31 protein-coding genes and 1 pseudogene are annotated in these 26,702 nt (G+C 55.2%); 14 read left to right on the top strand and 18 right to left on the bottom strand.

All coding sequences use genetic code 11. The features are described 5' to 3' along the window. The gene (locus tag EYQ49_04840; protein ID HIG25203.1) at positions 1 to 1,152 is read right to left on the bottom strand and encodes a ferritin-like domain-containing protein; all 1,152 of its coding nucleotides are present in this window, start codon (positions 1,150 to 1,152) and stop codon (positions 1 to 3) included. Then, entirely contained in the window at positions 1,149 to 1,817 is a 669-nt protein-coding gene (locus EYQ49_04835; protein HIG25202.1) for a TetR/AcrR family transcriptional regulator, read from the bottom strand. Before EYQ49_04835 ends, EYQ49_04840 begins: the two co-directional genes overlap by 4 nt. Before the next feature lie 139 nt (positions 1,818 to 1,956). Between EYQ49_04835 and EYQ49_04830 the strand changes: the two genes are divergently transcribed. Next, complete coding sequence (locus tag EYQ49_04830; protein ID HIG25201.1) at positions 1,957 to 2,802, top strand: LLM class F420-dependent oxidoreductase; 846 nt, start codon at positions 1,957 to 1,959, stop codon at positions 2,800 to 2,802. On the opposite strand, the gene EYQ49_04825 is transcribed toward EYQ49_04830, so the two are convergent. The 5 genes from EYQ49_04825 to EYQ49_04805 all read right to left on the bottom strand — a co-directional run bounded on the left by EYQ49_04825 (position 2,799) and on the right by EYQ49_04805 (position 6,493). After that, positions 2,799 to 3,386: a DUF3501 family protein gene (locus EYQ49_04825; GenBank protein ID HIG25200.1), complete on the bottom strand. Its 588-nt coding sequence runs from the start codon at positions 3,384 to 3,386 to the stop codon at positions 2,799 to 2,801. The two genes, EYQ49_04830 and EYQ49_04825, sit on opposite strands and share 4 nt — an antisense overlap. Then, on the bottom strand, positions 3,383 to 4,732 hold the full coding sequence (locus EYQ49_04820; GenBank protein ID HIG25199.1) for a hypothetical protein: 1,350 nt from the start codon (positions 4,730 to 4,732) through the stop codon (positions 3,383 to 3,385). Before EYQ49_04820 ends, EYQ49_04825 begins: the two co-directional genes overlap by 4 nt. Positions 4,733 to 4,809: 77 nt before the next feature. Beyond that, the gene (locus EYQ49_04815; protein HIG25198.1) at positions 4,810 to 5,229 is read right to left on the bottom strand and encodes a rubrerythrin; all 420 of its coding nucleotides are present in this window, start codon (positions 5,227 to 5,229) and stop codon (positions 4,810 to 4,812) included. A gap of 96 nt (positions 5,230 to 5,325) precedes the next feature. Then, complete coding sequence (locus EYQ49_04810; GenBank protein HIG25197.1) at positions 5,326 to 5,535, bottom strand: hypothetical protein; 210 nt, start codon at positions 5,533 to 5,535, stop codon at positions 5,326 to 5,328. Positions 5,536 to 5,596: 61 nt separating this feature from the next. Next, positions 5,597 to 6,493: a sphingosine kinase gene (locus EYQ49_04805; protein ID HIG25196.1), complete on the bottom strand. Its 897-nt coding sequence runs from the start codon at positions 6,491 to 6,493 to the stop codon at positions 5,597 to 5,599. A gap of 15 nt (positions 6,494 to 6,508) precedes the next feature. Here EYQ49_04805 and EYQ49_04800 point away from each other — a divergent pair, with 15 nt between their 5' ends. Further along, positions 6,509 to 6,895: a hypothetical protein gene (locus tag EYQ49_04800; protein ID HIG25195.1), complete on the top strand. Its 387-nt coding sequence runs from the start codon at positions 6,509 to 6,511 to the stop codon at positions 6,893 to 6,895. Positions 6,896 to 6,973: 78 nt separating this feature from the next. Here EYQ49_04800 and EYQ49_04795 read toward each other — a convergent pair whose 3' ends face one another. The 6 genes from EYQ49_04795 to EYQ49_04770 form a co-directional block, all read right to left on the bottom strand. Beyond that, complete coding sequence (locus tag EYQ49_04795; protein HIG25194.1) at positions 6,974 to 7,714, bottom strand: antitermination protein NusG; 741 nt, start codon at positions 7,712 to 7,714, stop codon at positions 6,974 to 6,976. 130 nt (positions 7,715 to 7,844) lie between these two features. Then, positions 7,845 to 9,467, bottom strand: a complete 1,623-nt coding sequence (locus EYQ49_04790; GenBank protein HIG25193.1) for a fatty-acid--CoA ligase — start codon at positions 9,465 to 9,467, stop codon at positions 7,845 to 7,847. Positions 9,468 to 9,510: 43 nt separating this feature from the next. Continuing rightward, positions 9,511 to 10,239, bottom strand: a complete 729-nt coding sequence (locus tag EYQ49_04785; GenBank protein ID HIG25192.1) for a hypothetical protein — start codon at positions 10,237 to 10,239, stop codon at positions 9,511 to 9,513. 62 nt (positions 10,240 to 10,301) lie between these two features. Further along, positions 10,302 to 10,685: a DoxX family membrane protein gene (locus EYQ49_04780; GenBank protein HIG25191.1), complete on the bottom strand. Its 384-nt coding sequence runs from the start codon at positions 10,683 to 10,685 to the stop codon at positions 10,302 to 10,304. Beyond that, the gene (locus tag EYQ49_04775; GenBank protein HIG25190.1) at positions 10,686 to 11,618 is read right to left on the bottom strand and encodes a hydroxyacid dehydrogenase; all 933 of its coding nucleotides are present in this window, start codon (positions 11,616 to 11,618) and stop codon (positions 10,686 to 10,688) included. A gap of 34 nt (positions 11,619 to 11,652) precedes the next feature. Continuing rightward, positions 11,653 to 12,159, bottom strand: a complete 507-nt coding sequence (locus EYQ49_04770; GenBank protein HIG25189.1) for a hypothetical protein — start codon at positions 12,157 to 12,159, stop codon at positions 11,653 to 11,655. A gap of 42 nt (positions 12,160 to 12,201) precedes the next feature. Between EYQ49_04770 and EYQ49_04765 the strand changes: the two genes are divergently transcribed. Further along, positions 12,202 to 13,137 carry an A/G-specific adenine glycosylase gene (locus EYQ49_04765; GenBank protein ID HIG25188.1) on the top strand — a complete coding sequence of 312 codons (936 nt, stop codon included), beginning with the start codon at positions 12,202 to 12,204 and terminating at the stop codon, positions 13,135 to 13,137. Between the two features lie 7 nt (positions 13,138 to 13,144). On the opposite strand, the gene EYQ49_04760 is transcribed toward EYQ49_04765, so the two are convergent. From EYQ49_04760 to EYQ49_04750, 3 genes and pseudogenes are all read right to left on the bottom strand, one after another. After that, the gene (locus EYQ49_04760) at positions 13,145 to 13,363 is read right to left on the bottom strand and encodes a hypothetical protein (protein ID HIG25187.1); all 219 of its coding nucleotides are present in this window, start codon (positions 13,361 to 13,363) and stop codon (positions 13,145 to 13,147) included. A 21-nt stretch (positions 13,364 to 13,384) separates the two neighbouring features. After that, entirely contained in the window at positions 13,385 to 13,675 is a 291-nt protein-coding gene (locus EYQ49_04755; protein ID HIG25186.1) for a hypothetical protein, read from the bottom strand. After that, positions 13,672 to 15,117 (bottom strand): annotated as a pseudogene (locus EYQ49_04750) (thioredoxin). The gene EYQ49_04755 and the pseudogene EYQ49_04750 overlap by 4 nt, the downstream one beginning before the upstream one ends. 56 nt (positions 15,118 to 15,173) lie before the next feature. Here EYQ49_04750 and EYQ49_04745 point away from each other — a divergent pair. The 6 genes from EYQ49_04745 to EYQ49_04720 all read left to right on the top strand — a co-directional run bounded on the left by EYQ49_04745 (position 15,174) and on the right by EYQ49_04720 (position 19,973). Further along, positions 15,174 to 16,136 carry an MBL fold metallo-hydrolase gene (locus EYQ49_04745; protein ID HIG25185.1) on the top strand — a complete coding sequence of 321 codons (963 nt, stop codon included), beginning with the start codon at positions 15,174 to 15,176 and terminating at the stop codon, positions 16,134 to 16,136. Positions 16,137 to 16,180: 44 nt separating this feature from the next. Further along, on the top strand, positions 16,181 to 16,657 hold the full coding sequence (locus EYQ49_04740; protein ID HIG25184.1) for a flavin reductase: 477 nt from the start codon (positions 16,181 to 16,183) through the stop codon (positions 16,655 to 16,657). Positions 16,658 to 16,702: 45 nt separating this feature from the next. After that, the gene (locus EYQ49_04735; GenBank protein ID HIG25183.1) at positions 16,703 to 17,221 is read left to right on the top strand and encodes a gamma carbonic anhydrase family protein; all 519 of its coding nucleotides are present in this window, start codon (positions 16,703 to 16,705) and stop codon (positions 17,219 to 17,221) included. Between the two features lie 9 nt (positions 17,222 to 17,230). After that, positions 17,231 to 18,016, top strand: a complete 786-nt coding sequence (locus tag EYQ49_04730) for a hypothetical protein (protein ID HIG25182.1) — start codon at positions 17,231 to 17,233, stop codon at positions 18,014 to 18,016. A gap of 108 nt (positions 18,017 to 18,124) precedes the next feature. Then, complete coding sequence (gene sufB / locus EYQ49_04725) at positions 18,125 to 19,528, top strand: Fe-S cluster assembly protein SufB (GenBank protein HIG25181.1); 1,404 nt, start codon at positions 18,125 to 18,127, stop codon at positions 19,526 to 19,528. 55 nt (positions 19,529 to 19,583) lie between these two features. Next, the gene (locus EYQ49_04720) at positions 19,584 to 19,973 is read left to right on the top strand and encodes a hypothetical protein (protein HIG25180.1); all 390 of its coding nucleotides are present in this window, start codon (positions 19,584 to 19,586) and stop codon (positions 19,971 to 19,973) included. Positions 19,974 to 20,010: 37 nt separating this feature from the next. Here the strand turns inward: EYQ49_04720 and EYQ49_04715 are convergent, their stop codons facing one another. Continuing rightward, a complete protein-coding gene (locus EYQ49_04715; GenBank protein ID HIG25179.1) occupies positions 20,011 to 20,562 on the bottom strand; it encodes a hypothetical protein in 552 nt (183 codons plus the stop codon). An 89-nt stretch (positions 20,563 to 20,651) separates the two neighbouring features. On the opposite strand from EYQ49_04715, the gene EYQ49_04710 reads away from it, so the two are divergent. Genes EYQ49_04710 through EYQ49_04695 form a run of 4 tightly spaced genes read left to right on the top strand, consistent with a single transcriptional unit; the run spans position 20,652 to position 24,375 of the window. Next, complete coding sequence (locus tag EYQ49_04710; protein HIG25178.1) at positions 20,652 to 21,695, top strand: PhoH family protein; 1,044 nt, start codon at positions 20,652 to 20,654, stop codon at positions 21,693 to 21,695. 53 nt (positions 21,696 to 21,748) lie between these two features. Next, on the top strand, positions 21,749 to 22,195 hold the full coding sequence (gene ybeY, locus EYQ49_04705; protein ID HIG25177.1) for an rRNA maturation RNase YbeY: 447 nt from the start codon (positions 21,749 to 21,751) through the stop codon (positions 22,193 to 22,195). Further along, positions 22,188 to 23,501: an HlyC/CorC family transporter gene (locus EYQ49_04700; GenBank protein HIG25176.1), complete on the top strand. Its 1,314-nt coding sequence runs from the start codon at positions 22,188 to 22,190 to the stop codon at positions 23,499 to 23,501. Before ybeY ends, EYQ49_04700 begins: the two co-directional genes overlap by 8 nt. Then, a complete protein-coding gene (locus EYQ49_04695; GenBank protein HIG25175.1) occupies positions 23,494 to 24,375 on the top strand; it encodes a GTPase Era in 882 nt (293 codons plus the stop codon). Before EYQ49_04700 ends, EYQ49_04695 begins: the two co-directional genes overlap by 8 nt. 149 nt (positions 24,376 to 24,524) lie before the next feature. Here EYQ49_04695 and EYQ49_04690 read toward each other — a convergent pair whose 3' ends face one another. Continuing rightward, positions 24,525 to 26,447 carry an ATP-dependent DNA helicase gene (locus EYQ49_04690; protein ID HIG25174.1) on the bottom strand — a complete coding sequence of 641 codons (1,923 nt, stop codon included), beginning with the start codon at positions 26,445 to 26,447 and terminating at the stop codon, positions 24,525 to 24,527. Between the two features lie 112 nt (positions 26,448 to 26,559). On the opposite strand from EYQ49_04690, the gene EYQ49_04685 reads away from it, so the two are divergent. After that, on the top strand, positions 26,560 to 26,702 hold a 143-nt coding region (locus tag EYQ49_04685; protein ID HIG25173.1), incomplete at its 3' end, for an isoprenyl transferase.

Below are 26,702 nucleotides of genomic sequence, written 5' to 3'. Positions count from 1 at the left end.
TTAGCTCGCTGCTTCTTCAGCGGCCCGGTCTTTGGTTACTTCATCAAGCTCTAGATACTCTTCGCCGGTATCTACCCAGTTTTCAAATTCGATGACCCCGATGTCGGTGAAGCGGTCGCGTAGCCATCCGTCGCCGGCATCCAACAAACCAAGTTTGCGGCAGTTGGGGACGATCTTTGAAAAGAGCATGCGTTGAAATATTCGCAGTTCGTCGGGCATTGATAACTGGAACTTCACCATGTCTTTTACATCGACTCCCACGCGTTCCCATACTTCTTGGCGCATGAAGCGGTCGCGCATGCGCAGGGCTGCTTCGAAGACAAATACTTGGCGGTCGCGGAGTTCGGCGGCTGTCATGTCTTGGTAAATTTCCTTGAGGGTAATTACCCCAAAAGCTACGTGGCGGGCTTCGTCGGCCATGACGTAGCGCAAAAGCTTTTTCAGCAGGGGTTCTTCGGTGGTTTGATGCATGAAGCCAAAGGCCGCTAAGGCCAAGCCTTCCACCATGATCTGCATGCCCAAGTAGGTCATGTCCCATCGACTGTCGTTGACGATGTCGTCAAGGAGTAAACCCAGATGGGTGTTGCAGGGGTAGTCAATACCGCCCATTTTGGTGTCCAGATATTGGGCAAAGACTTCTACGTGGCGAGCTTCGTCCATTACTTGGGTGGCGGCGTAGTATTTGGCGTCTATCCAGGGCACGGTTTCTACAATTTTTGCTGTACAGATCAAGGCACCTTGTTCACCGTGCATAAATTGGGCCAGGCTCCATTTGAAGGATTCCACTCCCAACTCGGTCCATTCTTTTTCGTTGAATTTGTAAAGCGGCGACTCGGGGTTTTCGGCGAAATACTGAACTTCAAGTGGGTCAGCGGCGGTGAGTACTGCGTAGGGGTCAACATCTATTGACCAATCTAAGTCGGTCTGACCGTTCCACTGAGAGGTCTTGGCTTTTTCGTAGAGTTTGTCTAACGCCGGCCGTGACCCTTTGTCGTAGTCCCAGGTGAAGATGGCATCGGCGTTGTCTTCTACGGTGTGAATAGCCGAGGTGACGTCGCTGTTCCAAACCGAGTATTCAGATATGCGCTCTGGGTCGTTGGCGTAGTTGGCCAATGAGTATTCGTCGCTTACGGGGTTTTCGGTGGCTGTCATTGGATGGTCCTTTGTTGAGTTGTGGCTAGTCTTGGTGGTCGGATTGGGGGGGACAAACTTGAGATGAAACGGTTGATTAGTTTGGTCCAAGCCTCAGGGGAGGGCAGGTTGAGACCCATGGTGCGGGTCAAGATCATGCCGAAACCGATGGCGTGAGCGAGACGCACTACGGCAAGGTCATCAAGTTCTGGGTCGAGCAATCCAGCCGTCTTGGCGGCGGTAATGAGGCCGGCCAGTTGCTGCTCTTCTTCGTCAATTTGTTTTTGGATGCGCTCAGAAAGTTCAGGGTCTCGGCGAGAGGCCACGATGGCTTCTAAAAAAAGTCCGGTTCCTTCATGCAGGTCATCGAGAAGGTGCTCGCCGAGTTCAGCCAGGACCACGGTGGGGGACCGTTGATCAGTGGCGGAGCGCAGGAGGCGAGTGATTTCGTCGGGCATGTGGTGCTCAACGGCATCCAGAATCAATTGCGCTTTGCCGGTGTACCGACTGTAAATAGCACCGGTGGTGACGCCGGCTCGGCGGGCTATTTCGGCCACGCCAGCTTGTTCGTAGCCTTTTTCGGCAAAGAGTTCAGCGGCGGCGTGGAGAAGGCGATGGCTAATGTCGCCACCAGAGGTAACTGCTTGTTCTTGGAGGGGAACATCCAATGTAACGTCAAGAGCCATGGGGCGATAATAACGGTCATTATCAGGAAAAGCAAACAGAGGCTGGTTTTCTTTTTGTACGTTGAGGTCTATGGTGTCCTAAGCAGGCTATAAGTAGAATTTCTGAGCCTAAAGAGGTCTGCCACAAAGAGGAGCGTCAATGGAGTTCGGGGTAAGTATTTTTCCATGCGCGTACACCATTGCTCCCACCGTGTTGGGGCCAGCGTTAGAAAGCCGCGGCTTTGAGTCGCTTTGGGTGGCTGAGCACAGCCATATTCCCGTGGATCGCACGGCGCCCTGGCCAGGTGGGTCAGTGCTGCCACAAATGTATTACGACACCATGGATCCCTTTGTCGTGCTTTCCGCAGTGGCGGCAGTTACCACCAAACTAAAAGTAGCAACCGGTATTGCCTTGGTGATCCAACGCGACACTATTCAGTTGGCCAAAGAAGTGGCCACCCTTGACGTCCTCTCCGGAGGGCGTTTTTTGTTGGGCATCGGAGCAGGCTGGGGACTCGAAGAAATGCAGAACCACGGCACCGACCCCGCCCGCCGCTTTGGTTTGATGCGTGAAAAAATGGAAGCTATGAAAACCATTTGGCAGAATGACCCGGCGGAGTACCACGGCCAACAAGTGGAGTTTGCGCCGCTAGTGGCGAACCCCAAGCCAATACAAAAACCACATCCACCGATCCATGTGGGGGGTGCTTTTCCTGGTGGGCTAAACCGGGCGGTGCGTTACGGCAACGGGTGGATTCCCATTGCCGGTCGCGGCGACTTTGACCCGGCCACATGGTTGTCTGCTCGAGATCAAGCATGTGAAGAAGCCGGCCGCCACCCTGATGAGGTAGAGGTCACTATTTATGGGGCACCCCACGATCGAGCGCAGATAGAAGAGTTCGCCGCTTTAGGCGTTAACCGCGTGGTGTTTGGTTTGCCTCCTGAAGGAGCCGACAAGGTGTTGCCGATGCTTGACCAGTTAGCAGAAATTAAAGCGGGTCTTTAGACCTGAGTAGCGGCCAAGTCGGCGGCCAGCGCAGATTGCTGTTCGGCGGTTAACGCTATCTCGTCGGTGAGGTCAGGGAAGTCGCAGCCCACCGCTACTGGCCCACCACCGGGTTCAACTTGATCCAAAGAAAAGGTCAGGTACTGCACGGCAGAAAGCCGGTCATCGCCCACTTGTGCCGGGTCGAACTCGGCGTACACCCGGGACCCATCGCTGAGGACTAAATAAAGGTGTGCTTGAAGGCCCAGCCATTTGATCAACAAAGGTTTACGGTCGACTTCGGCGGCGATCTCTATAAGTAAAGCGCAGCCCAATTGCCCTACTCCGCCCAGAAGTTCGTTGTAGGTGGAGAGCTCTTCTTCAATAGATGATTCGCGCACAATTTTTTCGGCCCGCATCATTTCTTGCACCTGATAGCGAATGGTGGCGTGGTTCTCAAAAAGAAAAGTTAAGTAGTCGCCGAGATGCACTCGTCTCGGCGCTTTGATGGCCATAGCGGCTTGTCGTTCGCTGTCTCGCTGGTCGGCGTAAGTTTCAAAGTCGACAATCTGGCTACGACGTACATGGTGGGGGGGAAGGTTCATGAAGGTTCCTCTGGAATAACGGGGGTCGGGAAGCCATCGGGCCGGTAGGCCCGGGCCAAAATGGTCATGGGATGAAGGGGTCGACGGTCGGCATGTTGACCGAATTGCAGAGCAGCCAGCGGGCAGTCGGTAGCCCAGACTTCAGCATCGGCGGCGGCCATACCCTCGAAAGCTTTTTTGCCGATGCGTACCGAAACCTCGTAACTTTCGGTCTTCATGGCGTAGGTGCCGTCGTGGCCACAGCACTCCATGGTGGTCTTGGGTTTTACTCCAGGAATATTGCGCAACAGGTCGCGGCCCTTAAAGCCCACCGCTTGAGCACGAAGGTGACAAGGGGTGTGGTAACTAATATCACCGGGGGTGGAGGCGAAGTCGGTGTTGAAGCGTTCTTCGTTGCGCAGCGACCAAAGGTATTCGCCAGCATCGACCACTGCTTCGGCCAATGCTTGGGCTTCCAGACGGTCGGCGGGTGCTACTAACTCGGGGTATTCTTGACGCAGCATCATGGAACAAGTGGGGTTGATGACCGCTACTTTTTTGCCGGCCGCCACGTGGGGGGCTAAGCGTTTAAGGTTGGTGGCGGCCCGTTGGCGAAGGGTTTCTAGATCACCGGTTTCCCAGGCCGGCATGCCACAGCAAGCTAAGCCTTTTTCGCAGGTCACCGCTATCTGGTTTTTTTCAAAGACTTCTATGGTGTCGCGGCCCACTTGAGGTTCGTTGTGTTCGACGTAGCAGGTGGGAAAAAGCACTACCTCGCCTTGGTCGGGGGCTTTGATGAGGCCATGTCCTTGGGCCCATTGGGTAAAGGTCCGGCGAGTAAAAGTGGGAAGATCTTTATCAGGGTGTATCCCCAAAACCTTGTCTAAAAACTTTCTATGCAAACCGCTGCGTTGGTTCAAGGTGTTGACGAGACCGCCGCTGGCTCGGGCCAACTTGGCGGTTCGGTCGGGGTCGCTTAACAAACGGTCACGAAGGCTAGACCCTTCTTCGCTATGCCGTTGGGCTTTGTAACGGTGCACCAGTTTGGGAAAATCCAACTGAAATTCGTGGCTGTCGCGCACCGTGTAGGGGCACTGCACCTCACAGAGTTTGCACTGAAAGCATTGGTCCATGACCAGGGCGGTTTGCGGTTCGGTAATCTTGCGTACGTCCCCATCGTGCTGGTCGTCAATAAAGGAAAACAACGAGGGGAAACTGTCGCAATATTTGAAACACATGCGGCATCCGTGGCAGATTTCAAAGGTGCGGTCAATCTCTTGTTGTAGAGCATCAGCATCCCAATAATGATCATCATTCGGGTCGTAAGTCAGCCCCGACGTGGGTTGGTAAGAGAGGTGATCAGCCATGGGTTAATTCTAGAACGCAAACACCGACCTCACCCGAAGGCAAGGCCGGCATTTGAAAAGAATGGTTGTGGACAGGTTTAGCTGTTTTCGTCCAACAAAGCCTGAAAACGACCGGCGTGAGCTTTTTCGGCCTTAGCCAAGGTCTCGAACCAGTCGGCAATTTCATCGAAGCCTTCTTCACGAGCGGTGCGGGTCATCCCGGGGTACATCTCGGTGTACTCGTGGGTTTCGCCGGCTACGGCTGCGGCCAAGTTTTCTAGCGTGTCGCCTATAGGCAAGCCGGTAGCGGGGTCGCCGACTGCTTTTATGTAATCTAGGTGGCCGTGAGCATGGCCAGTTTCCCCTTCGGCGGTGTCGCGGAAGTTGCCGGCAATGTCTGGGTAGCCCTCAACATCAGCCACCTTGGCAAAGTAGAGGTAACGACGGTTGGCCTGAGATTCGCCAGCAAAGGCGGCTTTCAGGTTTTCTAGGGTTTCGCTGCCATCAAGGCCCATGATTGCTCCTGTTGTTGTTCTGGTCAAATGACCAAGAGATGAGAGGGCGATCTTACCGGTTGGGGAGTAAAAGTAAAGAACTCGAAAAAGATTCTTGGGTCAAGACCCGAAAACATTTACCTCAGGGCCGACCAGTTCTTTAAACAAGCCCAACACTTCGCCCGGTTCGTCGTGGCGGCCTGTTTGGGTTTTGGAGTAGACCATCTTGCCGTTGACCGTGACGTCGAAGATCCCTTTGCTGCCGGTAATCAACTTGAGGTCGGTGATGATGTGTTGATAGTTGGAGAGCAGGTCATTTACTACGCTCACGGCGTAGGGCGAATAATCTCAAGGCACGCAGTAGGTGATTTCAATTTGGTAAGTGGTTTGGTCAGTCATGCATTGACCTTAGCCCAACTCCGGCCACCAAGAGTGCGCCCGGGTCGCTGCGCAAGGTTAGTGGTAGCTCGCTGAGTGTTTCGCCGTCGCCGCGCGCCGGCCCAACCCCTTGGACGCTTACTTCAGTGGCCCGAAACATGGTCACCTTGGGGTGGCCAACGTGGCTTCCGGAGCGAATTTTTGTAAAAGAACGCAAGAGTCCAAGGCGACCTACATCGCCTACCACACAAATATCTAGTACCCCGTCGGTGGGGTCGGCGTTGGGGCAAATGGCCATGCCGGCACCAAAAAAAGCGGTGTTTGCTACAGCAACTACTGCGGCTTTTATCTGGTGTGCTTGACCATCTAAAGTTAAGCAGTAATCTTGCGGCTGCATTTTCGGCAACTCGGCCAGCGTGGCCATTGTGTACCGGGCGCTTCCTTTGGGAAAACGCATGGTGTTGGCTCGTTCATTTACCGCCGTAGGGAAGCCGGCAATAACGCTGGTGGCCACCGGTTGAGGCCCACCGGTAATCAAATCTATCGCAGTGGGGTCAGCGAGGGCTCGGTCAACTTGGCTGGCTAAGTCGCCGGCCAGGAGGCCCCAAGCTCGTGCGGCGTCATTGCCGGTGCCCGAGGGAATCAACCCCAAAATGCGCCCACAGTGCGTCAGCGCAGGAAGGGCATGGTGTAATACTCCGTCGCCGCCGGCCAGTAAAATACGTTCTGCGGAGGAAGTCACAATGGCTTGCGAAACAGCTTCAGGGGTTTGGGTTTCCAGTACCTCAGGTTTGAGGCCATGGTGAGCGAGGCGGTCAAGGATTTTGGGAAGGTCGCTCGCCGCACGACCTGCCCGGGCGGCCGGGTTTACTAAAAGTGCTATTTCGCTCATGGTTTCATCATGGTGCATGGTTAGCCTGAAAGCATGAATAGCGAAAAGATTTCTTTAAAGTTTCCTGCTCTCTTTTTGGGTACGGCCTTAGGGTTGGTCGCTTGCGGGGGAGGAAACATTAAAGGCCCTGTTGCCCCAGTTGAGCCGGGCACTGTGCGAGTGGTGGCCGACGACTCGCAAGACTTTGCTCAAGACCGCTACGAAGCAGTGGCCGGCCAAGTACGCATCGAATATGTACTCGATGGCTTTCAAGCCCATACTTTGGTCGTCGAAGGCTACGAAGAACAGATGCGCCTAGAAGTAGCGAACGGTGAAACTGAGGTCGGCACGCTGTCTTTAACGGCGGGCGGTTACATCCTTTATTGTGATATTTCTGGCCACAGAGAAGCAGGCATGGAAGCTCAATTGCTGGTTGAATAAGTTGTGGTAAGCGGCAAAGGCCAGAACGCACAATGGCCCGCCCCAAAGAGGCGAGCCATTGTGAAAAAGATTTACTGCTTAGAGAATTTCAAACAACAAGTAGAGCACGGCGGTAATAGCCAACCCGTACTTGATGGTGTCTTGGTGTTTGTCTAAAACAATCCTGTTTAGCGCACCGTCGTAACCGCCGATCTTGCCCACGGCCGAGAGTTCCATGCCGATCCACATGATGGCGAAGATGGCCCAAATAATGGCTCGGGTGCCGCCTTCAGGGTTGGCGAAGTTTCCGCCGAAGTGGTTGGGCCACATCATGAAAAAGACCAAAGGAATGGAGAACAAGGTGTTTACCCGGCTGGCCCGTGCTGCACGTTTGCCGGCTGCTGGTGCTTCTGCGTCGGCTTCGCCGCCGTTAGCCACGCTGACCGAAGAACCGATAGCGATTTGCTGAGCTGGCCAAATAATCATCCATACGTTGGCGGCCATGGTGGTACCCAAGAGAACGCCAAAAGCGATGCCCATGCCGGGGGCGGTCTTCCAATAATCCATATTGTCGAAAAGACGGTCTTGGTGGAAGAGAATCCAGATACCAGACACCCAAGTTAAGGCAGCAGCCCAACGGAACCACCACAAGGTGCGCCAAGTAATCTTGCGTAAGGCCTCGCCGCGAGCAGCGTCCCCCATTTCACCAAAGGCAGCCCCCTGAATGAAGTTAAAGAAGTACAAGAGGCCAATCCAGGTAATGCCGGCCAAATAGTGGGCGTAACGCCCAAGGGCTTCACCGCCCCCGCCTGTTCCAAACCATGGGTCAAATAATTCCACGAAAGTCTCCCCAACTCTTAAGGCCAACCCGGATGGTGGGCCACTTGTTGTAAGTAGTTATTGCTCGTGCTAGATCATGTCACAACGGATGGCCTATACCAAACATTGTGTTGTAATATCCGAACGTAAGTTAATCAACCACCACGTCGGCGAAACGCTCCCTCAAGGTTTTCTTTGAGAATTTACCTACCGAAGTTTTCGGTACTTCATCAATGAACTCCACGCGGTCGGGCGTCCACCACTTCGGTACCCGGCCGTCCAGCCAAGTCAAAATGTCGTCGGAGGACAGTTCGGCGCCTTCGGCGGCCACCACACAGGCCATGGCACGCTCGCCCCACTTAGTGGACGCCACGCCAATGACCGCTGCTTCTGCAACTTGAGGGTGTGCCATGATTTCGTTTTCCAACTCAACCGAACTAATCCACTCGCCGCCCGACTTGATTAAATCTTTGGTGCGGTCAACCAAGCGGATGTACCCCTCGGCATCGCAAGTAGCGACGTCTCCTGTTTTGAGCCAACCGTCGTCGGTGAATGATTGGTTGGCTCGTTCGTCGTTGTAGTAAGACCGAGCAATCCACGGGCCCCGCACCTGCAATTCGCCCCGTGACGCTCCATCCCAAGGCTGTTCGGTGTCGGTTTCGGTGTCAATAATGCGAAAGTCCACCCCAGGAGTAATGAGCCCTACCCCGGTGCGAATATCGGCTTTTGCATCATCATCAAGGTGAGCCATGGTGGACTTGATGCCACACACCGCAGCCAAGGGGCTGGTTTCGGTCATGCCCCAAGCTTGCAATAAGGGCAGCCCAGTGGCTTCACGGAAGCCCTCCGACAACGTTTTAGGCACCGCTGAACCTCCACACGGAATAGCCCGCAATGAAGAAACGTCTCGGCCTTCTAACTCGGCCAGCACGCCCATCCAAATGGTTGGTACGCCGGCGGCCAAGGTTACTTTTTCGCTTTCTAGTAAGTCGGCCAAAGCCGGGGCACTTAAGTTAGCGCCGGGCATGATCATGGTGGCTCCAGTGGCTACTGCGGCGTGGGCTAAACCCCAAGCGTTGGCATGAAACATCGGTACCACTGGCAAAATTACATCGCTTTCGCAAACCCCTAAAGTGTCGGCCATCATGGCGCCAAAAGTATGGAGCACCATGGAACGATGCGAGTAAACCACCCCTTTGGGGTTGCCGGTAGTGCCCGAGGTGTACATCATGGAACCGGCTCGGTTTTCTTCTACTCGCGTCCATTCCACGGGGTCTGCGGCAGCCAACAATTCTTCGTAGTCGTGCACGTCGGCTCGGATGGCGTCGACATCGGGAGCTGGGGCACCATCGTCCATCAATACCACGTGGCGCACGGTGGAGAACTTGTCCATGAGGGGCCAAATAAGGCCGGCTACCGAATGGTCTAAAAAGATGACCTCGTCTTCGGCATGGTCAACGATGTAAGCCAACTGATCGGGAAAAAGCCGCAGGTTAAGGGTGTGTGCTACTCGCCCAGAACAAGGAGGAGCGAAATAGAGTTCAAGGTGCCGTGCCGTGTTCCAAGCAAAGGTAGCTACCCGGCCGTCGTCCGAGATGCCCAAGTTGTCAAGCACCCCGCCCAGGCGTCGGGTGCGTTCGGCCCACGCCCCGTAAGTTAAGCGTTCGCGTCCTGTGGGGGTAGCGGTGACGATTGTTTTGTCGGAAAAAAGACGCTCGGCTCGGTCGAAGAGGTGAATCAGCGACAACGGCGTGTCCATCATTAAGCCATCCATGAAAATTCCTGCTTTCTTATTGAGAGTTTTTAGTAACGGAGGTTTAGTTTTGCGCCTCAGCGTGGGCCAAGGCGGCGCTTACCAAGCCAACGTACTCTGCCTGCTCGTCGTCGTTGAGCACGGCATGATCAAGAGCCGAGGCGGCTTCGGTGGCCGTTTCGATGTCGGCCACCGTTTGTGGGTCAGCCGGTTGGTCGGCGCTGTCTGCCCAACCAAAGATGCCTACGTTGGAGCCACCATTTTTTGCTTGGACCAGAGAAACGGGGGATGCGCCGGCGGCTCGAGCTGCCGCGGCGTGGCGGCAAAAACGTAACTCCCGCACTACCTGCACTAACAAATAGGCCAATCCTTCAGCGTCGTCGGGCCGGTCTGCGTCACGCCACCCGGCAAAAAGTGCAGCATCGGTATCATCTGCGGCGTCGGCAATGCGCCCGGCCAGTTCAGCCAAGCGGGCTGCCCCGGCAAAACCTTCAAGATATGTGCGGCCCTGCTCTACACAAATTTGTGTATACAAAGCGCCAGCGGCCGAAGGGCTGAGGTCATCTACCCAGTTTTCGTTGATCATGTCAAAGTTGATACACCAAGCAGCATCGGTGGCTTCTTGAGCAGAGATATCGCCAATGACGCCCATGCGCCCCATCACGTAACTGGCCATGCTCTTGGGTAGGCCGATTTCAACGCCGCGGCCAAAGGTGGTGCGGTCCAGCATGAAACGAGCGCCCAGCACCTGAACGGCTTGGGCAGAGTCTTGGGCACAGGAAAGGTCGGTCATGGCGTTAATCCTTTAGTAGTAATGGGTGACAAAGGAAACTAGCAAACCTTTGGGGCAGGGTCTTAACCCAGCGTGGCAGTCACCCCAAAAGCAATCAGAATGAGGTTGCGGGCCACGTCTCGCCAAGACAGTGGTCGGGTCGACCAGGCGCCGAAACAACCGCACCCTTGGGTCAACCCAGCCCGTAGGCGACCGATCAGCAACACGGTAAAAGCGCTAAGCAAAGCCACCGCACAAGGCCCCCCGGTGGCTGGGTTAATGATCAACAAAAAAGCGGTAAGTAACTCAACTAGCGGGAGAGCGATACTGAGTTGGCGAGGCGCGGGGAGCCCGAAATCTCGCAGCGAACGCCGGGTATCAAGGGGGCGGCGAAGTTTGTTTACCCCGGCCACCAGAAAAACTATTGCTAAAAGTAAAGCAGAAATATTGGGCATAGCCAAAGACACTTAATAACCCAGCGAAACGTCAACTGGGGCCAGCAACTCTTGTCCTTGGCTAAACCGACGGACGTTTTCTTCTATGAAGGGCACCAACACCTCAAGGCCCATGTCGGGGGTGTTGCCAATATGAGGGGTGATCAAACAATTCGGGAGCGACCAGAGAGGATGTTGGTCGGGGAGAGGTTCGGGGTCGGTGACGTCGAGCGCAGCCCCGCCGATGCTGTTGGTTTTTAAAGCCTGCACCAGGGCCTCAGTATCAATGTGGCCACCGCGCGCCACGTTGACAATCCATGTGTGCTCCGGCAACGCCGCAAGTTCTGCAGCACCAATAATGCCGCGAGTTTCTGCGGTCAAGGAAAGAGCCAAAATCAGTAAGTCGGTGCGGGGCAGAACTTCCATTAAACGAGCAGAGGTCAGGGTTCGGTTGGCGCCTTCCATGGGTTCGCCAGAGCGGCGAACCACAGAAATGTCACAATTAAATGGTGCCAACAAAGGCAATAAACTTCGGGTGATGCCTCCGCCCCCCAAAATGGTGATGTGGCTGCCCGAAAGCACTCGTCCTACCGGGCCGCTCCAAGACTGTTGCCGGGCATAGTCGTGAAGGTTTTTAAAACCGGCCAAACTCATGGCCAAAGCAGTTTCGGCCACCTCGTTGGAGTAAACGCCTTTGCCGCAAGTCCACGTCCACTGGGGGTCGAGGTGCTGAGCAAAAGGCTCAATGCCGGCATAGGGCAGTTGAATCCATTCGAGGTGCGGCGCACGGGTGGCCATCTCGGGGAAAAGGTCCGGGCGTGCCGGGTCGGCCCAAACTAAACCAGTGGCTTCTTCAAGGGGAGAAACTTGCCCGCCACCGGCTTCTACCGCCGCACAAAGTTGACGGTGCATGGTCGGCCGAGTATCGGGAGCGACAGCAATTTTTGGACGAGGAGACTGAGTCATTGCGTGTTAAAGGCCATTACGTCAGCGTCAGAGGCTACCCCTGGGCTGCGGTACCGGCGTAGGGGGAAGGGTCGCCGGCTACCGGAAACTCTGGTCGAGACCAAGAGGTTAAGGCAGCCAAGCTTTCGGCCACCGGTCGCCATGTTTCTGGGTCCCACCCTTGGGCCGAAGCCAACAACGAACCGTCTTGTCTTATAACGGCAAAGGCAGGAAGAATCTCAAGACCCAGCGCACTAACTAGCGAGCGGTCGGGGTCGGCCAAGGTGAGGACTTCGTCAGCGAGTGGGCCAAGAAACTGAGCAGCCCTCTCGGCGTTGGTGCCGGCCACCAAGTAAGCCACCCGCACGTCGGCTCCTTGGAAGTTTGTTAAGACCCGCCGTGCGGTATCGAGCAGCCAAGAACTTTCATGAGTAAAAGGGTCAAGGGCAACTATGGCCAGCGGAAAAGTGGTTAAAAACTCGCTCACCGGGCGGGCCTGACTGCCTACCGGGTGAAGCTCCGTTTGAAGAATTTTTGTTAGGTCAAGGTTTGATTCAGGCACAGCAGGGACGTTAGCAAGCGTCAGACCCAACTGCCGACATGGATGAAGAGTTCTCCATTGGGAACTAGCGTGAGTTTTGTGCCTGCTCCAAAAGAATCTGACCACAGTATTTCGCAGCCGCTCCTGCCCGTAGCGGTCTTGGCCTGGGGCGCTGAATGGCTTCGCGACTTGCCGTGGCGCAACACGCGAGACCCCTGGGCGGTTCTGGTGGCTGAAGTGATGTTGCAACAAACACAAATTGACCGGGTGTTGCCTCGATGGCCAACCTTTTTAGAGCGGTTCCCCGATGCCGCCACCTGCGCGGCCGGGTCAGCAGGGGAGGTGGTGCAGGAATGGTCTGGCCTGGGCTTCAACCGGAGGGCCGTGATGTTGCATCGTTGCGCCACGGTGCTGGTTAACGAACACCACGGCGTAGTGCCTGACGAGCTGCCGGCGCTGCTGGCTTTACCGGGGGTAGGGCCTTACACAGCTCGAGCAGTTCTGGCCTTTGCTTTTGAACAAGACGCTGCGGTGGTGGACACCAACGTGGGGCGGGTTTTGGCACGTTTCGCCGGGTGCTCGTTGAAGCCTCGGCAAGCACAAGACATGGCTGATGCTTCGGTGCCGGTAGGGGCCGGGTGGGCGTGGAATCAAGCAGTTTTGGATTTGGGCTCCATGGTGTGTCGGGCCCGTGCGCCTCGTTGTAAACAATGTCCGATTGCTGAGGCTTGTGTATGGCAAGGGAACCGAGAAAAAAATGGGCCAGATCCGGCGCCTGGCTCAGCGGGGGTGGCCGGTAAACAATCTCGATTTGAAGGCTCAGACCGGCAAGGTCGGGGGCGACTGGTGGCCGCTTTGGGGCTGGGCCCGGTTAACGGAGACCATTTAGCGCCGGTCATGGGGTGGCCTGATGATCCTCAGCGGGCACAACGAGTAGCAGCCACCGTGGTGGCCGATGGGTTAGCGCAAGAAACCAATAACGGTTTCGTTCTCCCCTAGAGGTGGGCTACGGGGCGGTGATTTTTTCTACCAGTTGCGCAAAAGCGGTTTCGGCCAGTGATCGCATCTCATGGTCAGTGCGGTCCTGAATAGGGTGAGTGGTGAATACGCGTGCTACCTCAAGACCCAGCGCTTTGGCTTGGATTTCCGCAGCGTCCACAAAAGGGGCGGAGGCCACAAAAACCCCGGGGATGCCTCGCCGTTCAAAATCGTTGATGTCGTGCACACTGCACGTGGTACAAGAACCTCAATCGGCGAGTGCTTCAATAACCGCATGGCAACTGGTGGCGATTTCGTGGCGCAGGTCAACCGGAGCTGGTTTGGCAAAGGTGGGTTTGACGTACCGGCGCACTTCGGCCCCCTGGCCACTCAACAGTGTTTCGAGATGATCTAAAAACACGTTGCCCCGAGGTTTAGAAATATCTAACAAGCCCACGGTCAAACCTTGGAGCGTGGCGGGACGGTCACAGAGAGGCCGTTGCTCGGGCTGGTTTTCTGCGGTGGGGTCCAGCATTACGGCATTTAAGTTTTGGGTCATAGTGGTATCTCCTTGGTAACCGGGTCGCTGCCGGTGTTTCCGTTTAGCCAACCGCCGATGATGGCCGAGAACAAACCAGCGGACCCCCCGGCGTGAACGATCAGCAAACCGCCGGGGCGAAACTTGGGGAGTTGCAGGCCAGCAAAACCGGTTGGGATGCCCTCGTCAATGCCGTGAGCGCCCACAATAATGTCATCGGCGTCAATGACCAAAAGTTCACTCAGTTCAGTCAGAAAACGTGAGCGGTCCCATCCGGCATCAACAAACCGGGACAGGTGCTCGGGCGAGAGCACCAACATGGCATCAATGCCCATGACCATGCGAGAAGACACGGTAGAGCGTAAACCGTCAGCCAACATACGTACTAACGATTCTGGGCTGCGGCTTTGTTGATCAAAAAGTAAGCGCGGGCCTTCCCCGGCGAAAGCGGTCACCGTATTTTGCTGGGCGGTGAACCCTTCTTCTTGGGCCAGCGAGGTCCAGGCAGAAGGTGCTTCAGCGAAGCAAAAACCTTGTTTGCCCATATGTCCTAAGGTGGCTCGGTCAATGCCGCCGGGAGCACCACCGCCGAGATTACGAACAATGAGTTGCACCGCACGACCGATGGTGCTGTTGGCACGGTTGCCGTGACCCAACACGTTGACGCCAGAGTTCATGCCAATGCGTTCGGTTATAGGCCCGTTAACCACAAAGATGGGCCCCACCGACATGGTGGTGGCCAGCACCCCGTGCATGTTGAATTGGTCGGTGCAGATAGCTTCGAGCGCGGTTAAAACCACCGGAAAATATTCGGGCAAGCAACCGGCCATCACCGCGTTAATGGCCGCTTTTTCTACTGTGCATTCTGCTAAATCGGGGGGCACGACAGCCACCACATCTTGGGGGCTTCGGGTGGTGCCTTCCAACATGCGTAAAACCCGAGCTTCGGTAGGAGGAACCACCGGAAGGCCGTCGGTCCATCCTCGGTCAAAAAGCGCTTCCATAGGGTCTTCGAGGGTGGCGACCTCAATGCGGCGGGCCTGGATGGTGTTTCCGCTGTAGCGGACCCTTAGTTCGTCGACCCGCCCGGGGTCAACCGAAAGAGAACCTCAACCAGGTTTAAAATCCACCAGATCAGGGCCCAAACCGGTAACGCCGGTAATTGATTCCCATGCGGCACGGTTCCAACCTGCGGTGCGTTCGGTTTCTACACCGTCTACGGTTTTTATGAGGGTGGGTACGGCCTCGATGTCGTGGTGCCAACTGACGGCGAGATCTGTGTCGTCGACTACCCAATCTCCGGTGGTGGGGAAAGCCGGGTCGTCTTGGCTGTACAAGGTGATGTGGCCGGCCTGGCCAAGTTCGATAAGCACATCGGCAGCAAGCAAGCAGGCCGGGCAGTCGGATTTAACAATTACCGAAACCCCATCGGGGAGGGGAGCGAAGTCAACTTTTGTGGGCACCGGGGCAGTCTGACAGATATTTGCCTTGATGAGAAATCAGTCACAGTTTGTGAGATATGCCAAGATGCTCCCTACCCTCGCGAACAATGAATGCTGAGGCTGCGTCGCTAGACGTCACGTTTTACGGAGTGCGCGGGTCCACCCCGTGCTCGTGTGAAAGTAACCAACGGTATGGCGGAAACACTTCTTGCGTGGTAGTTGACCTGCCCGATAGCGACCCAATCATTTTTGATCTGGGTACCGGTTTACGTTATTACGGCAAACAGTTGGCTGATGCTCGCCGACCCTTTCATGGCACCGCATTGGTTAGTCACTTGCATTGGGACCATGTGCAAGGGTTGCCGTTTTTTGCGCCAATAAATCAAGTAGGGGCTCGCCTTGAGGTGTATGGTCCGCCCGAAGATGGCTGTTCGCTGGAGGCAGCCTTTGACCAGTTTATGGCGCCCCCGTTTTTTCCTATTGGGTTTCGTGACTTAGCCGGAGATATCATTTTTTACGACATCAACGAAGCTTCTTTTGCCGTGGGGGCAGCCATGGTTACAGCGTTGCCGGTTCCTCACATTGGGGCCACTAACGGTTACCGCTTAGAAGTTGCGTCTGCCTCGGCGCCTACTGGTTCGCTCAGCGTGGTCTACATCAGCGATCATCAGCAGCCGCGCAACGATGGCCAAAGCGTGGACCCCGCGGTGTTGGCGTTAGCCGCCGGAGCGGATCTTTTGATTCACGATGCCCAGTTCACCCCAGAAGAGTTCGCTGACCGAACCCATTGGGGGCACTGCACCGTTGATTACGCCCTTGAGGTGGCCCACCAAGCGGGGGTCAAAGAGTTGGTGCTTTTTCACCACGACCCGGCACACGATGATGAAAAAATTGACGCCATGCTCATTGACGCACAGAAAAAAGCCGAGAGCCTCAACATAGAGAAGGTTTCCGCTGCTTGGGAAAGCCGGGTAATTTCTTTCCCGTTGGAGGCGCCAGACTCAATAATTAAAGAGGCGACGGCGCTGAGTGCCAATTAAGCCTTCTGGGGCGACTAACCTCCGAAAAAAATGAGGAGAGTTCTGTGTCTATAGATGAAGATGTTTACCGGCAAGTGATGGGGCGTTACCCCACCGGGGTGACCTTGGTGACCGGCATGGACGGTGAGGCTCCTCAGGCAGTAGTTATCGGTTCGTTTACTTCGGTTTCGGTGGACCCACCATTGGTGGGGTTTTTCACCGGCCACCAAGCTCGGTCGTGGAACCGCATGCGACCCTCGGGAGCATTTTGCGTCAACGTGTTTGCTGATGATCAAGCTGACTTGTGCGGCCGTTTCTTTATGAAAGACACCGACCCTTGGGAAGGGGTTGAATGGGAGTTGACCGCAACTGGCTCACCACGACTGTTGGCTTGCGTGGCCAGCATCGACTGCAAAATTCACGAAGTAATCGAAGCGGGCGACCATCTTTTAGTATTGGGCCATGTCGAAGAAGTGGCTTTGGGTCGTGAAGCCTCGCCCATGGTGTTCCTGGGCGGTAGTTACGGGAAGTTCGATCAGTGATGGTCGAAGCCTTCAACCCATCTACGGTTTCGGGTCGGTGAAGTAATGCCTATCTACGCCATAGGTGACGTGGAGCCTCGCATCGACCCGTCGGCTTATATTCATCCCGAAGCGGTGATCATTGGAAACGTAATCATTGGGCCAGAAGCCAGCGTGTGGCCCCATGCGGTTATCCGAGCCGACGACAGTTTTATTTCGGTGGGGGCGCGTTCGTCGGTGCAAGACAACGTGGTTCTGCATTGCACGCCAGACCTCCCTACCGTGGTTGGCGAAGACGTCACTCTGGGCCACCTTTGTCACTTGGAGGGTTGCACCATTGAGGACCGGTCGCTCATTGGCGTAGGTTCGGTGGTTATTCATGAAGTAGTGATTGGGCGAGGGTCCATAGTGGGAGCGAACGCCATGGTGCGTAACGGGACCATTGTGCCGCCCCGTTCGCTGGTGCTCGGTGTGCCAGCCACCGTACGAGAAGGCGTGGTTCCCGAAGACGCAAACATGCTGAGCGCCGAGGCTTACGTTGCTCGAGGCCGCCAGTTCAAAGAACAACTGCGAAGAATCGGTTAAGGATATTTCTTGACTGCCTCTGGACCACTTTGTTCGTCAGAAATCATTTTTGAATCTGAGGGCTTGGCTCTGATGGCTCACTTGGCTCTCCCGCCCGGTGGAGGCGAGAACTGCCCGGCGGTGGTTATTGCGCACGGGTTCCCTAGCGGCCCGGGCGGCGGAGCAAACTCGCCGGCTACTTTTCCGGAACTGGCCGAACGCATGGCCGCCGAAATGGGGTGGGTGGTGATGGTGCCTTACCTGCGGGGCATGCCTGGTTCTGAAGGTTCGTTTAGTTTGCAAGGGTGGCGTGACGACCTTTTGGCAGCCATTGAGCATCTGGTTGGGCTTCCTGAGGTAGGGGCAGTGTGGACCGCAGGTTTTGGTACCGGGGGAGCGTTGGCGGTTTGTGCAGGAGCAGTTGATCTACGCGTAAAGGGAGTAGCGGCTTTGGCCACCCCAGCAGATTTTAATGATTGGGCAGATAACCCTCGACGGTTGTTGTTGCATGCACGAAAAGCGGGGCTGGTTGACGAGTCGGCGCCGCCCAAAGATTTTGATGAGTGGAAAGCGTCTTTGTCAGATATTTCTGCAGAGTTGGCGGTTATTCAGTTGACACCTCGACCATTGTTGGTAGTGCATGGCAGCGACGATGAGGTGGTGCCGCCTTTAGATGCCCGCCTTTTGTCTGGTACCCATGGGGCGGGCGAGTTGCGTATGATTTCTGGGGCGGGACATCATTTGCGTCATGACCCGCGGGCCATTGCGGTATTGTTGGGTTGGTTAGACCGTCAACAACGCGAGTTGATTTACTAGCGAGTCTTTGCGGTGGAGGTCTCTTGATAAATTGTCCTTACTTTTCCTCGAATAATTGTTACTATCAGCGTAGGAGAAATACCCACCTCGGCTTGGAGTACCCACATCATGACTACCGTAGACATCGGAGTAGACCTCAGTAAATACAAACTGGGGTGGAGCGACCAAGAAGACTACGTTTTCAAGCCCTCCAAAGGCCTCGACGAACGCCTCATCCAAGAAATCTCCTGGATGAAAGGCGAGCCCAACTGGATGCGTGACTTTCGTTTGCGCTCCCACGAAAAATTCCTCAAACGCCCTATGCCGTGGTGGGGTGGCGATATGGACGGCATTGACTTTGATGATATCTACTACTACATCAAGCCTTCCGGCGGCCTCAACGATTCGTGGGATGACGTGCCCGACGCCATCAAAGACACTTACGAAAAATTGGGTATCCCCGAAGCGGAACGCAAATATCTGGCCGGGGTAACGGCCCAGTATGAGTCTGAAGTGGTGTACCACCGCAACCGCGAAGACCTTGAAGAACAAGGGGTTATTTTCTGCGATATGGACACCGCTTTGCGTGAACATCCAGAGATCGTGCGGGCCTGGTTTGGGCGGATAATTCCCCCTAACGACAACAAGTTCTCTGCTTTGAACTCTGCCGTATGGAGTGGCGGGTCGTTTATTTATGTGCCGCCCGGAGTCAAAGTAGAAATGCCGTTACAGGCCTACTTTCGCATCAACGCCGAAAACATGGGCCAGTTTGAGCGCACGCTGATCATCGCCGATGAGGGTTCAGAGGTGCACTACATCGAAGGGTGCTCGGCCCCTACTTACAGCACCGATTCGTTGCATTCCGCGGTGGTAGAAATTGTGGTTAAAAAATCGGCTCGGGTTACCTACACCACTATCCAAAACTGGTCTACCAACGTGTACAACTTGGTGACCAAACGGGCTCGGGTAGAAGCCGAAGGCCACATGGAGTGGATCGACGGCAATATTGGTTCACGGTTAACTATGAAATACCCGGCCGTAGTAATGGTGGGCCCTAAGGCTTCTGGCGAAGTGCTTTCGGTGGCTTACGCCGGCCCCGGACAGCACCAAGATGCCGGAGCCAAAATGACTCACGCCGCACCAGAAACCACCTCAAAGATTGTGTCGAAATCTATTTCACAAGGTGGCGGCCGCTCTAGCTACCGTGGGTTGATCCGGGTAGAAGAAGGCGCTCAGGGTTGCAAAAGCCACGTTCAATGCGATGCACTTATTTTGGACGACGAAAGTATTTCCGATACTTACCCCTACATGGAGGTGGGTTCCGACGATGCGATTATCGGCCACGAAGCAACGGTGTCCAAGGTGGCCGATGATCAACTCTTTTACCTGATGAGCCGCGGGCTAACCGAAGAGCAATCTATGTCAATGGTGGTGAACGGCTTCATCGAACCGATTACCCGCACTTTGCCCATGGAGTACGCCGTGGAGTGGAGCCGTCTGATTGAACTACAGATGGAAGGTTCGGTCGGTTAAGGGCCAGAGTTGGGTATCCCCCCGACTTGTTTTGATTCTTGATTAGGGTGCTTCTATGCCGATGCGTCAAGAATGTAAACACTTCGAAAGCCGAAGTTACCCCAACGGGGACACGGTACGAAAGTGCAATTTAGATCTTGCTCCTGAGGCGCCCTGGCGATGCCCAGAAGATTGCCCGTCGTTTGCCCGACGCATGGTTGATGTCAACTGGAGCCACGGCACTTTGATTACTCCTGCCACTCCGGAAGAACCCAAAGGTTTGGGGGAAGATGGCAGCATCGCTGCTTTGTTGGATTCGGTAGAAGACATTGTCAACGCAGCGGGCCCACAGATGCGTGCTGAGGTGGATGCCGAAAATAAAAAAGCTACGAAAAAAGCGGCCCGGCGCGGGCGTTTAGGTCGAGCTGTCGGAAAAAAGAAAAAGAAACGCAAACGTAAGAAGTAAACGTGGGTCCTGCTATGTGTGCCTGTTCGTGTGCCGGTTAAAGGGCGAACTCTTCGAGCGCCGCAACGGGGATGTGTGCCGAGGAACCATCGGCTTGACGGATTACCAACACGTTGAGGCCGAGTCGGATAAACGACCCAACCACTGGCTCTTGGCGGCCCGCCATGGTTGCGGCAACCAGGGGCGGGTCTTCGAGGAGTTCTTCCAGCACGGTATGAAAATGCGGCAAGCGATCTGTTTGTTCGGCGGTCAACTCGCGGTCGCCAATAATCTCTGGTGCGGCAGGGTCGGGGATAACCGCCGACAGATGCTTCAACGCAAAAAGCGAGCGCTTGCCTTGGCTGGTGCGCAGCCCCACCACGTCGCGGCCCACTAACTCAACATGGCCTTGACGTTGGGTGCCCGAAGCAAGCAGCAGGGTGACTGGTTCGTTGCGTTCCGCGAGGTCAAGCAGTACCCCAAGAAGATGTGAGGATTCAGCGGAGCGTTGATACAGCCATGCTTCGTGACCTATTTGGCGCACCGCTTCAGCGGCGATGGCATCGTCTGCCAAACGCTTAAGCGATTCATCCATGGGGTCTAAGGTCATGGGCTGAGATTATGGCTTGTCGGTCTCTACAGCAACATTTGTAAATTCTCGGCAAGGTTTACCTCAACCAAGATAGTCTTGGGCCACTGATGCACGAGACCTCCACCGACCCCCGAACCTCGCCGAACCAGGGCGCTGACCAAGAAGGCTCAACTGGGCAGGCTTCGGTGCAGATTCATGTTGCGAGCAACGACCTTATGGCCAACTTGGTGGGCGATCACGACAGTTTGCTACGTCGTATCGAAGCAACGTTTCCAGAGGTACAGATACATATTCGCGGTAACCAAGTCAACTTAACGGGCAGGCAAGCTTCGTTGGTGGGGCGCTTGTTCGGCGAATTGGTGCACATTTTAGAAAAAGGCCACCCGTTGGATCAACACACTTTAGAGCGCACCATCGACATGGTGCGTCAAGGTGAAGAGCCTGCGGCGGTCTTAACTACAGAAATTTTGCGTTCTGCTCGGGGTAAACCGGTGCGGCCTCGTTCGGCGGGGCAAATGAAGTATGTGGAAGCGATTCGTGACGGGGTCATTACTTTTGGCATCGGCCCGGCCGGTACGGGAAAGAGTTGGCTGGCCGTAGCCATGGCAGTGCGGGCCCTAAAAAACGGGGACGTGGACCGGATCGTCCTTACCCGTCCGCTGGTAGAGGCTGGCGAAAGGGTCGGTTTTTTGCCCGGCGACTTGCTGGCCAAAGTTGACCCTTATTTGCGGCCCCTTTATGACGCACTGTTTGACATGGTGGATGACGAAAATGCCGAACGCATGTTGGAACGAAACGAAGTAGAAGTGGCCCCGCTGGCGTTTATGCGGGGGAGGACCTTAAGCAATGCTTTTATTATTTTGGATGAAGCGCAAAACACTTCGCCGGAGCAGATGAAAATGTTTTTAACCCGTATCGGGTTTGGGTCAAAGGTGGTGGTCACCGGCGACGCCAGTCAAATTGATGTGCCAGGTGGACGTAGTGGCCTTGATGGGTTAGAAGATTTATTGAGTGACATCGAAGATCTTTCATTTGTACATCTCTCTAGCCGAGACGTGGTGCGCCACCGCATTGTGCAAGACATCGTGAATGCTTACGATGAGGATTTCAAAAATACTCGCCCGCAAGGTTCTCGTGCGGAGCCTTCGTGAACGAAAACTCTGGCCTTTTTTCCCGGCAAAAAAATACTGATCTAATGGTCGTGATGGTCAATGAGTGCGATGAAATCGATGTTGATCTTGATACTTGGCAAACGTTGGCGGAACAGGTTTTAAGCAGCGAGGGCTTAGCGACCTGCGGGGTGGAGTTAACGATCCACTTTGTAGACGAAGTGGCGATGACCGAACTAAACCAAACGCATATGGACAGTTCGGGGCCTACCGATGTTTTGGCTTTTCCGCTTTTGGAACCGGCGGAGATAGCGCAACTTTCTGGGCCAGGCCCGCAGCTTTTAGGCGACGTGGTTATTTGCCCGGCGGTGGCTTTTCGGCAAGCGGAAGAGATTTTGGGACGCAACGCGATGGACGAATTGGCCTTGTTGCTGGTGCATGGCATTTTGCATCTTTTGGGTCACGACCATTACCACCCTGAGGAACGGGCCGTTATGGAAGCACGGCAAGACGAGCATTTAGTGAAGTTTCTCCATGGATAACGCGGACCTTTTTTCTGGGCTGTTGCTGGTTGTGTTGTTGCTTGTTTCGGGATGGTTCACTGCTGTCGAAACGGCGTTTATTCGTATGCGCCGCTCGCGTTTAGAGGTGATTCTTAGAACCCGTAGCGAGCAGGGTGAAGTCGCAGAAATCTTGGTGGGAGTTTTGGAGGATCGGCTGAGGTTCCTTGGCCCTTTGTTTTTGCTCCACACCGGGGTGCGGGTAACTAGTGTTATTTTGGCGCTTTTTTTGATTCCGGATCATTTTGGAAACAGTGCCACCGGTGCGGTGATGGCGGCTTTTGTGGTTTTATTTTTTGTGATTGCTGAGGCGTGGCCTAAAGGTTGGGTTTTGCGCCGGCCCGAAGAAGCCGCTTTGCGGTTGGCTAAAAAAGCTCGTTTAGTGGAGCGCATAGTTCCTTTGCGTTGGCTGGCTTACCTGTTGATGCTGATCGTTGAACGTCTCACACCGCGAACTGCGGTGCGGGTCTCTGAGGAAGATGAGTCGACGGTTTCAGAAGAAGAATTGTTGGCGGTGGCTGACCATGCTTTGGCTTCGCACGCTATTGACGAAGATGAACACGACATGATTGAGTCGGTTATTGCCTTTGGTGACACTTTGGTGCGTGAGGTGATGGTTCCTCGCCCGGACATGGTTGTTTTGGGTTCGGAGGCAACGGTGGAAGATGCGGTTGCGGTGGCGGTGGCTACTGGCCATAGCCGATTGCCGGTGATGTTGAGTGATATTGACGACTTGGCGGGGGCCATCCACGCTAAAGATCTTCTCCGTTGTTTTGAAACAGGGGGTCCGCAGCGATCTTCTTTGACGGATTTTGTTCGCCCGTTGCGGTATGTGCCGGAGACTAAAGCGGCCGACGAGTTGTTGCGTGAAATGCAAGTCGGTCGTTTTCAATTGGTGGTGGTAGTAGACGAACATGGGGCCACGGCTGGTTTGGTGACCATGGAGGATTTGTTGGAAGAAATGGTGGGGGAAATCATTGATGAATTTGATCATGAGGATCCACTGGTTCAACATTTGGCGGGCGGCGGTTTGCGGGTACAGGGCCAAATGCCGGTTGATGAGTTGAACGATTTGTTGACAGGAGCGTTGCCGGAGGGCGGTTGGGAAACGGTTGGGGGGCTGGTTTTCGATGCCTTGGGTCATGTTCCTGAGGTGAACGAGCAAGGAGAAATCGGCCAGTGGGTTTTTACGGTGGAGGAAGTTGTGGGTCGTAGGATTATGAGTTTGCGTGTGAACGAAATTGCGTCAGTGAATATTTCTCGCCCTGAGGTGGCTAACCATGAATGAGCAAGTGTTGTCGAGTGAAAGCCAAGAGCCGGATTTCCGGTCGGGTTTTGTGACTTTGGTGGGGCGCCCCAATGTGGGGAAGTCCACTTTGCTTAATGCCGTGTTGGGAACCAAGGTGACCATTGTGTCGGATAAGCCGCAGACCACCCGTAATGAGATTCGTGGGGTATTGAATCGTCCGGGCGCCCAGGTGGTTTTTTGCGATACACCGGGTATTCATAAGCCCAAGTCGCTGTTGGGGGAGCGTTTAAACGCTACGGCTCGCGGTGCTTTGGCAGACATGGATGTGGTGCTGTTTCTGGTTGAAGCCGATGGGGATATTGGTAAAGGCGACCGCATGATTGCTTCCAGTTTGCCGACTGATCGAACTATTTTGGTGTTGAACAAGATTGACAAGGTGGGAGCGGACCGCATTTTGACGCAATTGTCGGAGGCGGCGGGTTTTTCCTTTTTGGATTATTTTCCGGTGTCGGCTACTACGGGTCAAGGAGTGGATGCGTTGGTTGACCATGTGCTGACCCTTTTGCCGGAGGGCCCGCAGTATTACCCGGATGACATGATTACTGATGTGCCGGAATCTTTTTGGGTGGCTGAGTTGGTGCGTGAACAACTGTTGGCGGTACTTAAAGAAGAGTTGCCGCATTCAGTGGCGACGCGGGTAACTGAATGGGAGTGGCCGCGCATTCGGGTAGAGATTTTGGTGGAAAGAGAATCGCAAAAAGGCATTGTCATCGGCAAAAAAGGTGCAGTGCTTAAACAGGTCGGGATCAAGGCCCGGGCCCAATTGCCGGAAGAAGTCTTTCTCGACTTGTTTGTCCGAGTGGATAAACGCTGGTCACGCGAGCCCCGCTCCCTCGATCAACTGGGCTACTAAACACGCTTCCAGCCAGGCTCCCAACCTGTCTTCCTAGAAGGCCCCAACGCTCACCTCCGCCTTCCCCAGTCGTGACCTGGGGTCAGATCCCACGTCACGAGGTTTTGGCTATTTGGTTTCTGAAGGGTTTGGGCGTGCGTAAGGGACAGCTAGTTTTCGGTGATGCGTTGCAGGTAGTTTCGGGCTATTTCTGGGTCGGCGGAGCGTTCCATGGGAGGCAGCGCATCGAGGAGGTCGTAGCGGTAGCCCTTGTTTTTTGCCAAGCGGGAGTCCAGCACGGCAGCCACCCCAAGGTCGGTGCCAGACCGGATAAGCCGGCCCACGCCTTGGGCAAGTTCGGTGGCGGCTAACGGAAGATCAATTTGGCGAAAAGAGTTGTCGCCCACCCGTTCTCGGCGCGCACTCAGCAACGGGTCGCGAGGGCTAGGGAAAGGTATTTTGTCAATGATGACCAGCGAACAGGTGCGGCCCGGAACGTCAATACCGTGCCAAAGGCCTTTGGTGCCAAAGAGGCAAGATTGTTCGTCTTCGGCAAAGGCCGCCATGAGCGCTGGTTTGGGTAGGTCGTCTTGATGGTAAATGTGCCAGGGCAAACGGGGCCTGAGATATTCGGTGGCTTCGTTGAGCGCCTTGCGACTGGTGAACAAGGCGAGGGTGCGCCCGCCCGCGGCCACAATGAGGTGCTCGATTTCGTCGTGGAGTGCTTGTCGGTAGTCGGGGTGGCGGGGGTCGGGCAGGTGCGCAGCGCAGTAAAGCAGCGATTGGTTTTCAAAATTAAAGGGGCTGCCCACATCGGCGTATTCAAAGTCATCGGTTTCTAGCCCCAAGCGTTGAGCAAGGTTGGCGGGCACGGTGGCGCTGGTCAAAATAACCGTGCGTTCTGGCCAGAGGCTTTCTTTTAAAATGTGGTCCACAGTGATCAAAGCGACTTCCAGCACCATGCGCCCGTTAAGTCGATCTACCCAGGCGACTTTGTTGTTGTCCAGGGATCGGGCGGCCTGAACGGATTCTAGAAGTGATCCGAGAGCTTGGCGGGTACGGGTTATTTTGCTGGCCGTTTCGATGCCTTTGAGTGAATTTTTTTCTGTCTTGTCTTGGATTTTCCGCAAAACAGCATCAAGCGCACCGAGTCTGGTGTCGGCCAGTTCGAGGGCTCGGGCCAAGGGTGGGAGTTCAGCGGGTACCACGCGGTTTCCGTTGCTGGGAGCAAGGGCATCTTCCATGAGGCCGGCCAGTTCTTCGGTCTGGTCGAGTTCCGGGCAAGCGGTGAGTACGCCGCTGGCCGTCCGGTGAAGGGAACGGAATCGTCCGGCGTGAATTTCGAAACCCAGCGAGGTAGAAAACACTTCTTCGGTTTTGTGGGCTTCGTCTAAAATGGCTACTTGGTGTTCGGGCAGAAATGAGTTTTCTATGGCAATGTCGATGGCGTAGAGGTACAGGTTGGTGATGACAATGTCGGCTAGGGCAGCATCGTCTCGGGCTTTTTCGGCGAAGCATTCTTCTCCGGCGGGGCAGCGTATGCGTCCGGGGCATTCGTTTGAGCCGACGCTAACTGCTCCCCAAGTGGCGGCTCGGGGTTCGAATGAGAGTTCTGCCCGGTCGCCGGTGTCTGTTTCGTCGGCCCATTCGGCAATAGCGGTTAAATGTTTCGGGTCGGCGTGGTCAGGTAATCCTTCGGCCAAACTGCCGAGGGTTTGTTGTTGGTTGGCTCGTTCTAGTTCGTTTAGTTTTTGCCGGCATACGTAGTTAGCGCGCCCTTTGAGTACGGCGAAGCTAAAAGAGTGGCCGAGGTTTTCTTGGAGGAAGGGAAGGTCTTTGTTGGCTAACTGGTCTTGGAGGGCTTTGGTGGCGGTGGCCACGATGACCGGTTGATCAGCCAAAATGGCTGGGATCAGGTAGGCCAAAGACTTGCCGGTTCCGGTGCCGGCGCGTACCACTGCGTGCTTTTGGTAGGTGATGGCGTCGGCCACTAAGCGGGTCATGGAATCCTGCCCAGGCCGGCGTTCGCCGCCTCCGGGGAGGGCACCGCAAATGGTTTCTAAAGCGATGCTTGCATCTTCCGCCAAGGTCATGCCCCGAGGTTAGAGGTTGGGGCGGTAGATTTCGCTTGTGAATGATTTTCTAACGCCGTGTTCGCCTGACGATCTTGACTCGACGCGTATCCCTCAACACATTGCGGCGGTCATGGACGGCAACGGGAGGTGGGCAGAACTCAAGGGTTTGCCCCGTACCGAAGGTCATACCGCTGGTGAGCAATCGTTGATGGACGTTCTGGAGGGTGCCGATGAGTTGGGGGTGAAGTGGTTTACGGTGTTTGCTTTTTCGAC

The sequence above is a fragment of the Acidimicrobiia bacterium genome, assembly GCA_012959995.1.
Classification (GTDB): domain Bacteria; phylum Actinomycetota; class Acidimicrobiia; order Acidimicrobiales; family MedAcidi-G1; genus MedAcidi-G2B.
This window is presented reverse-complemented; position numbering and strand designations above follow the sequence as displayed.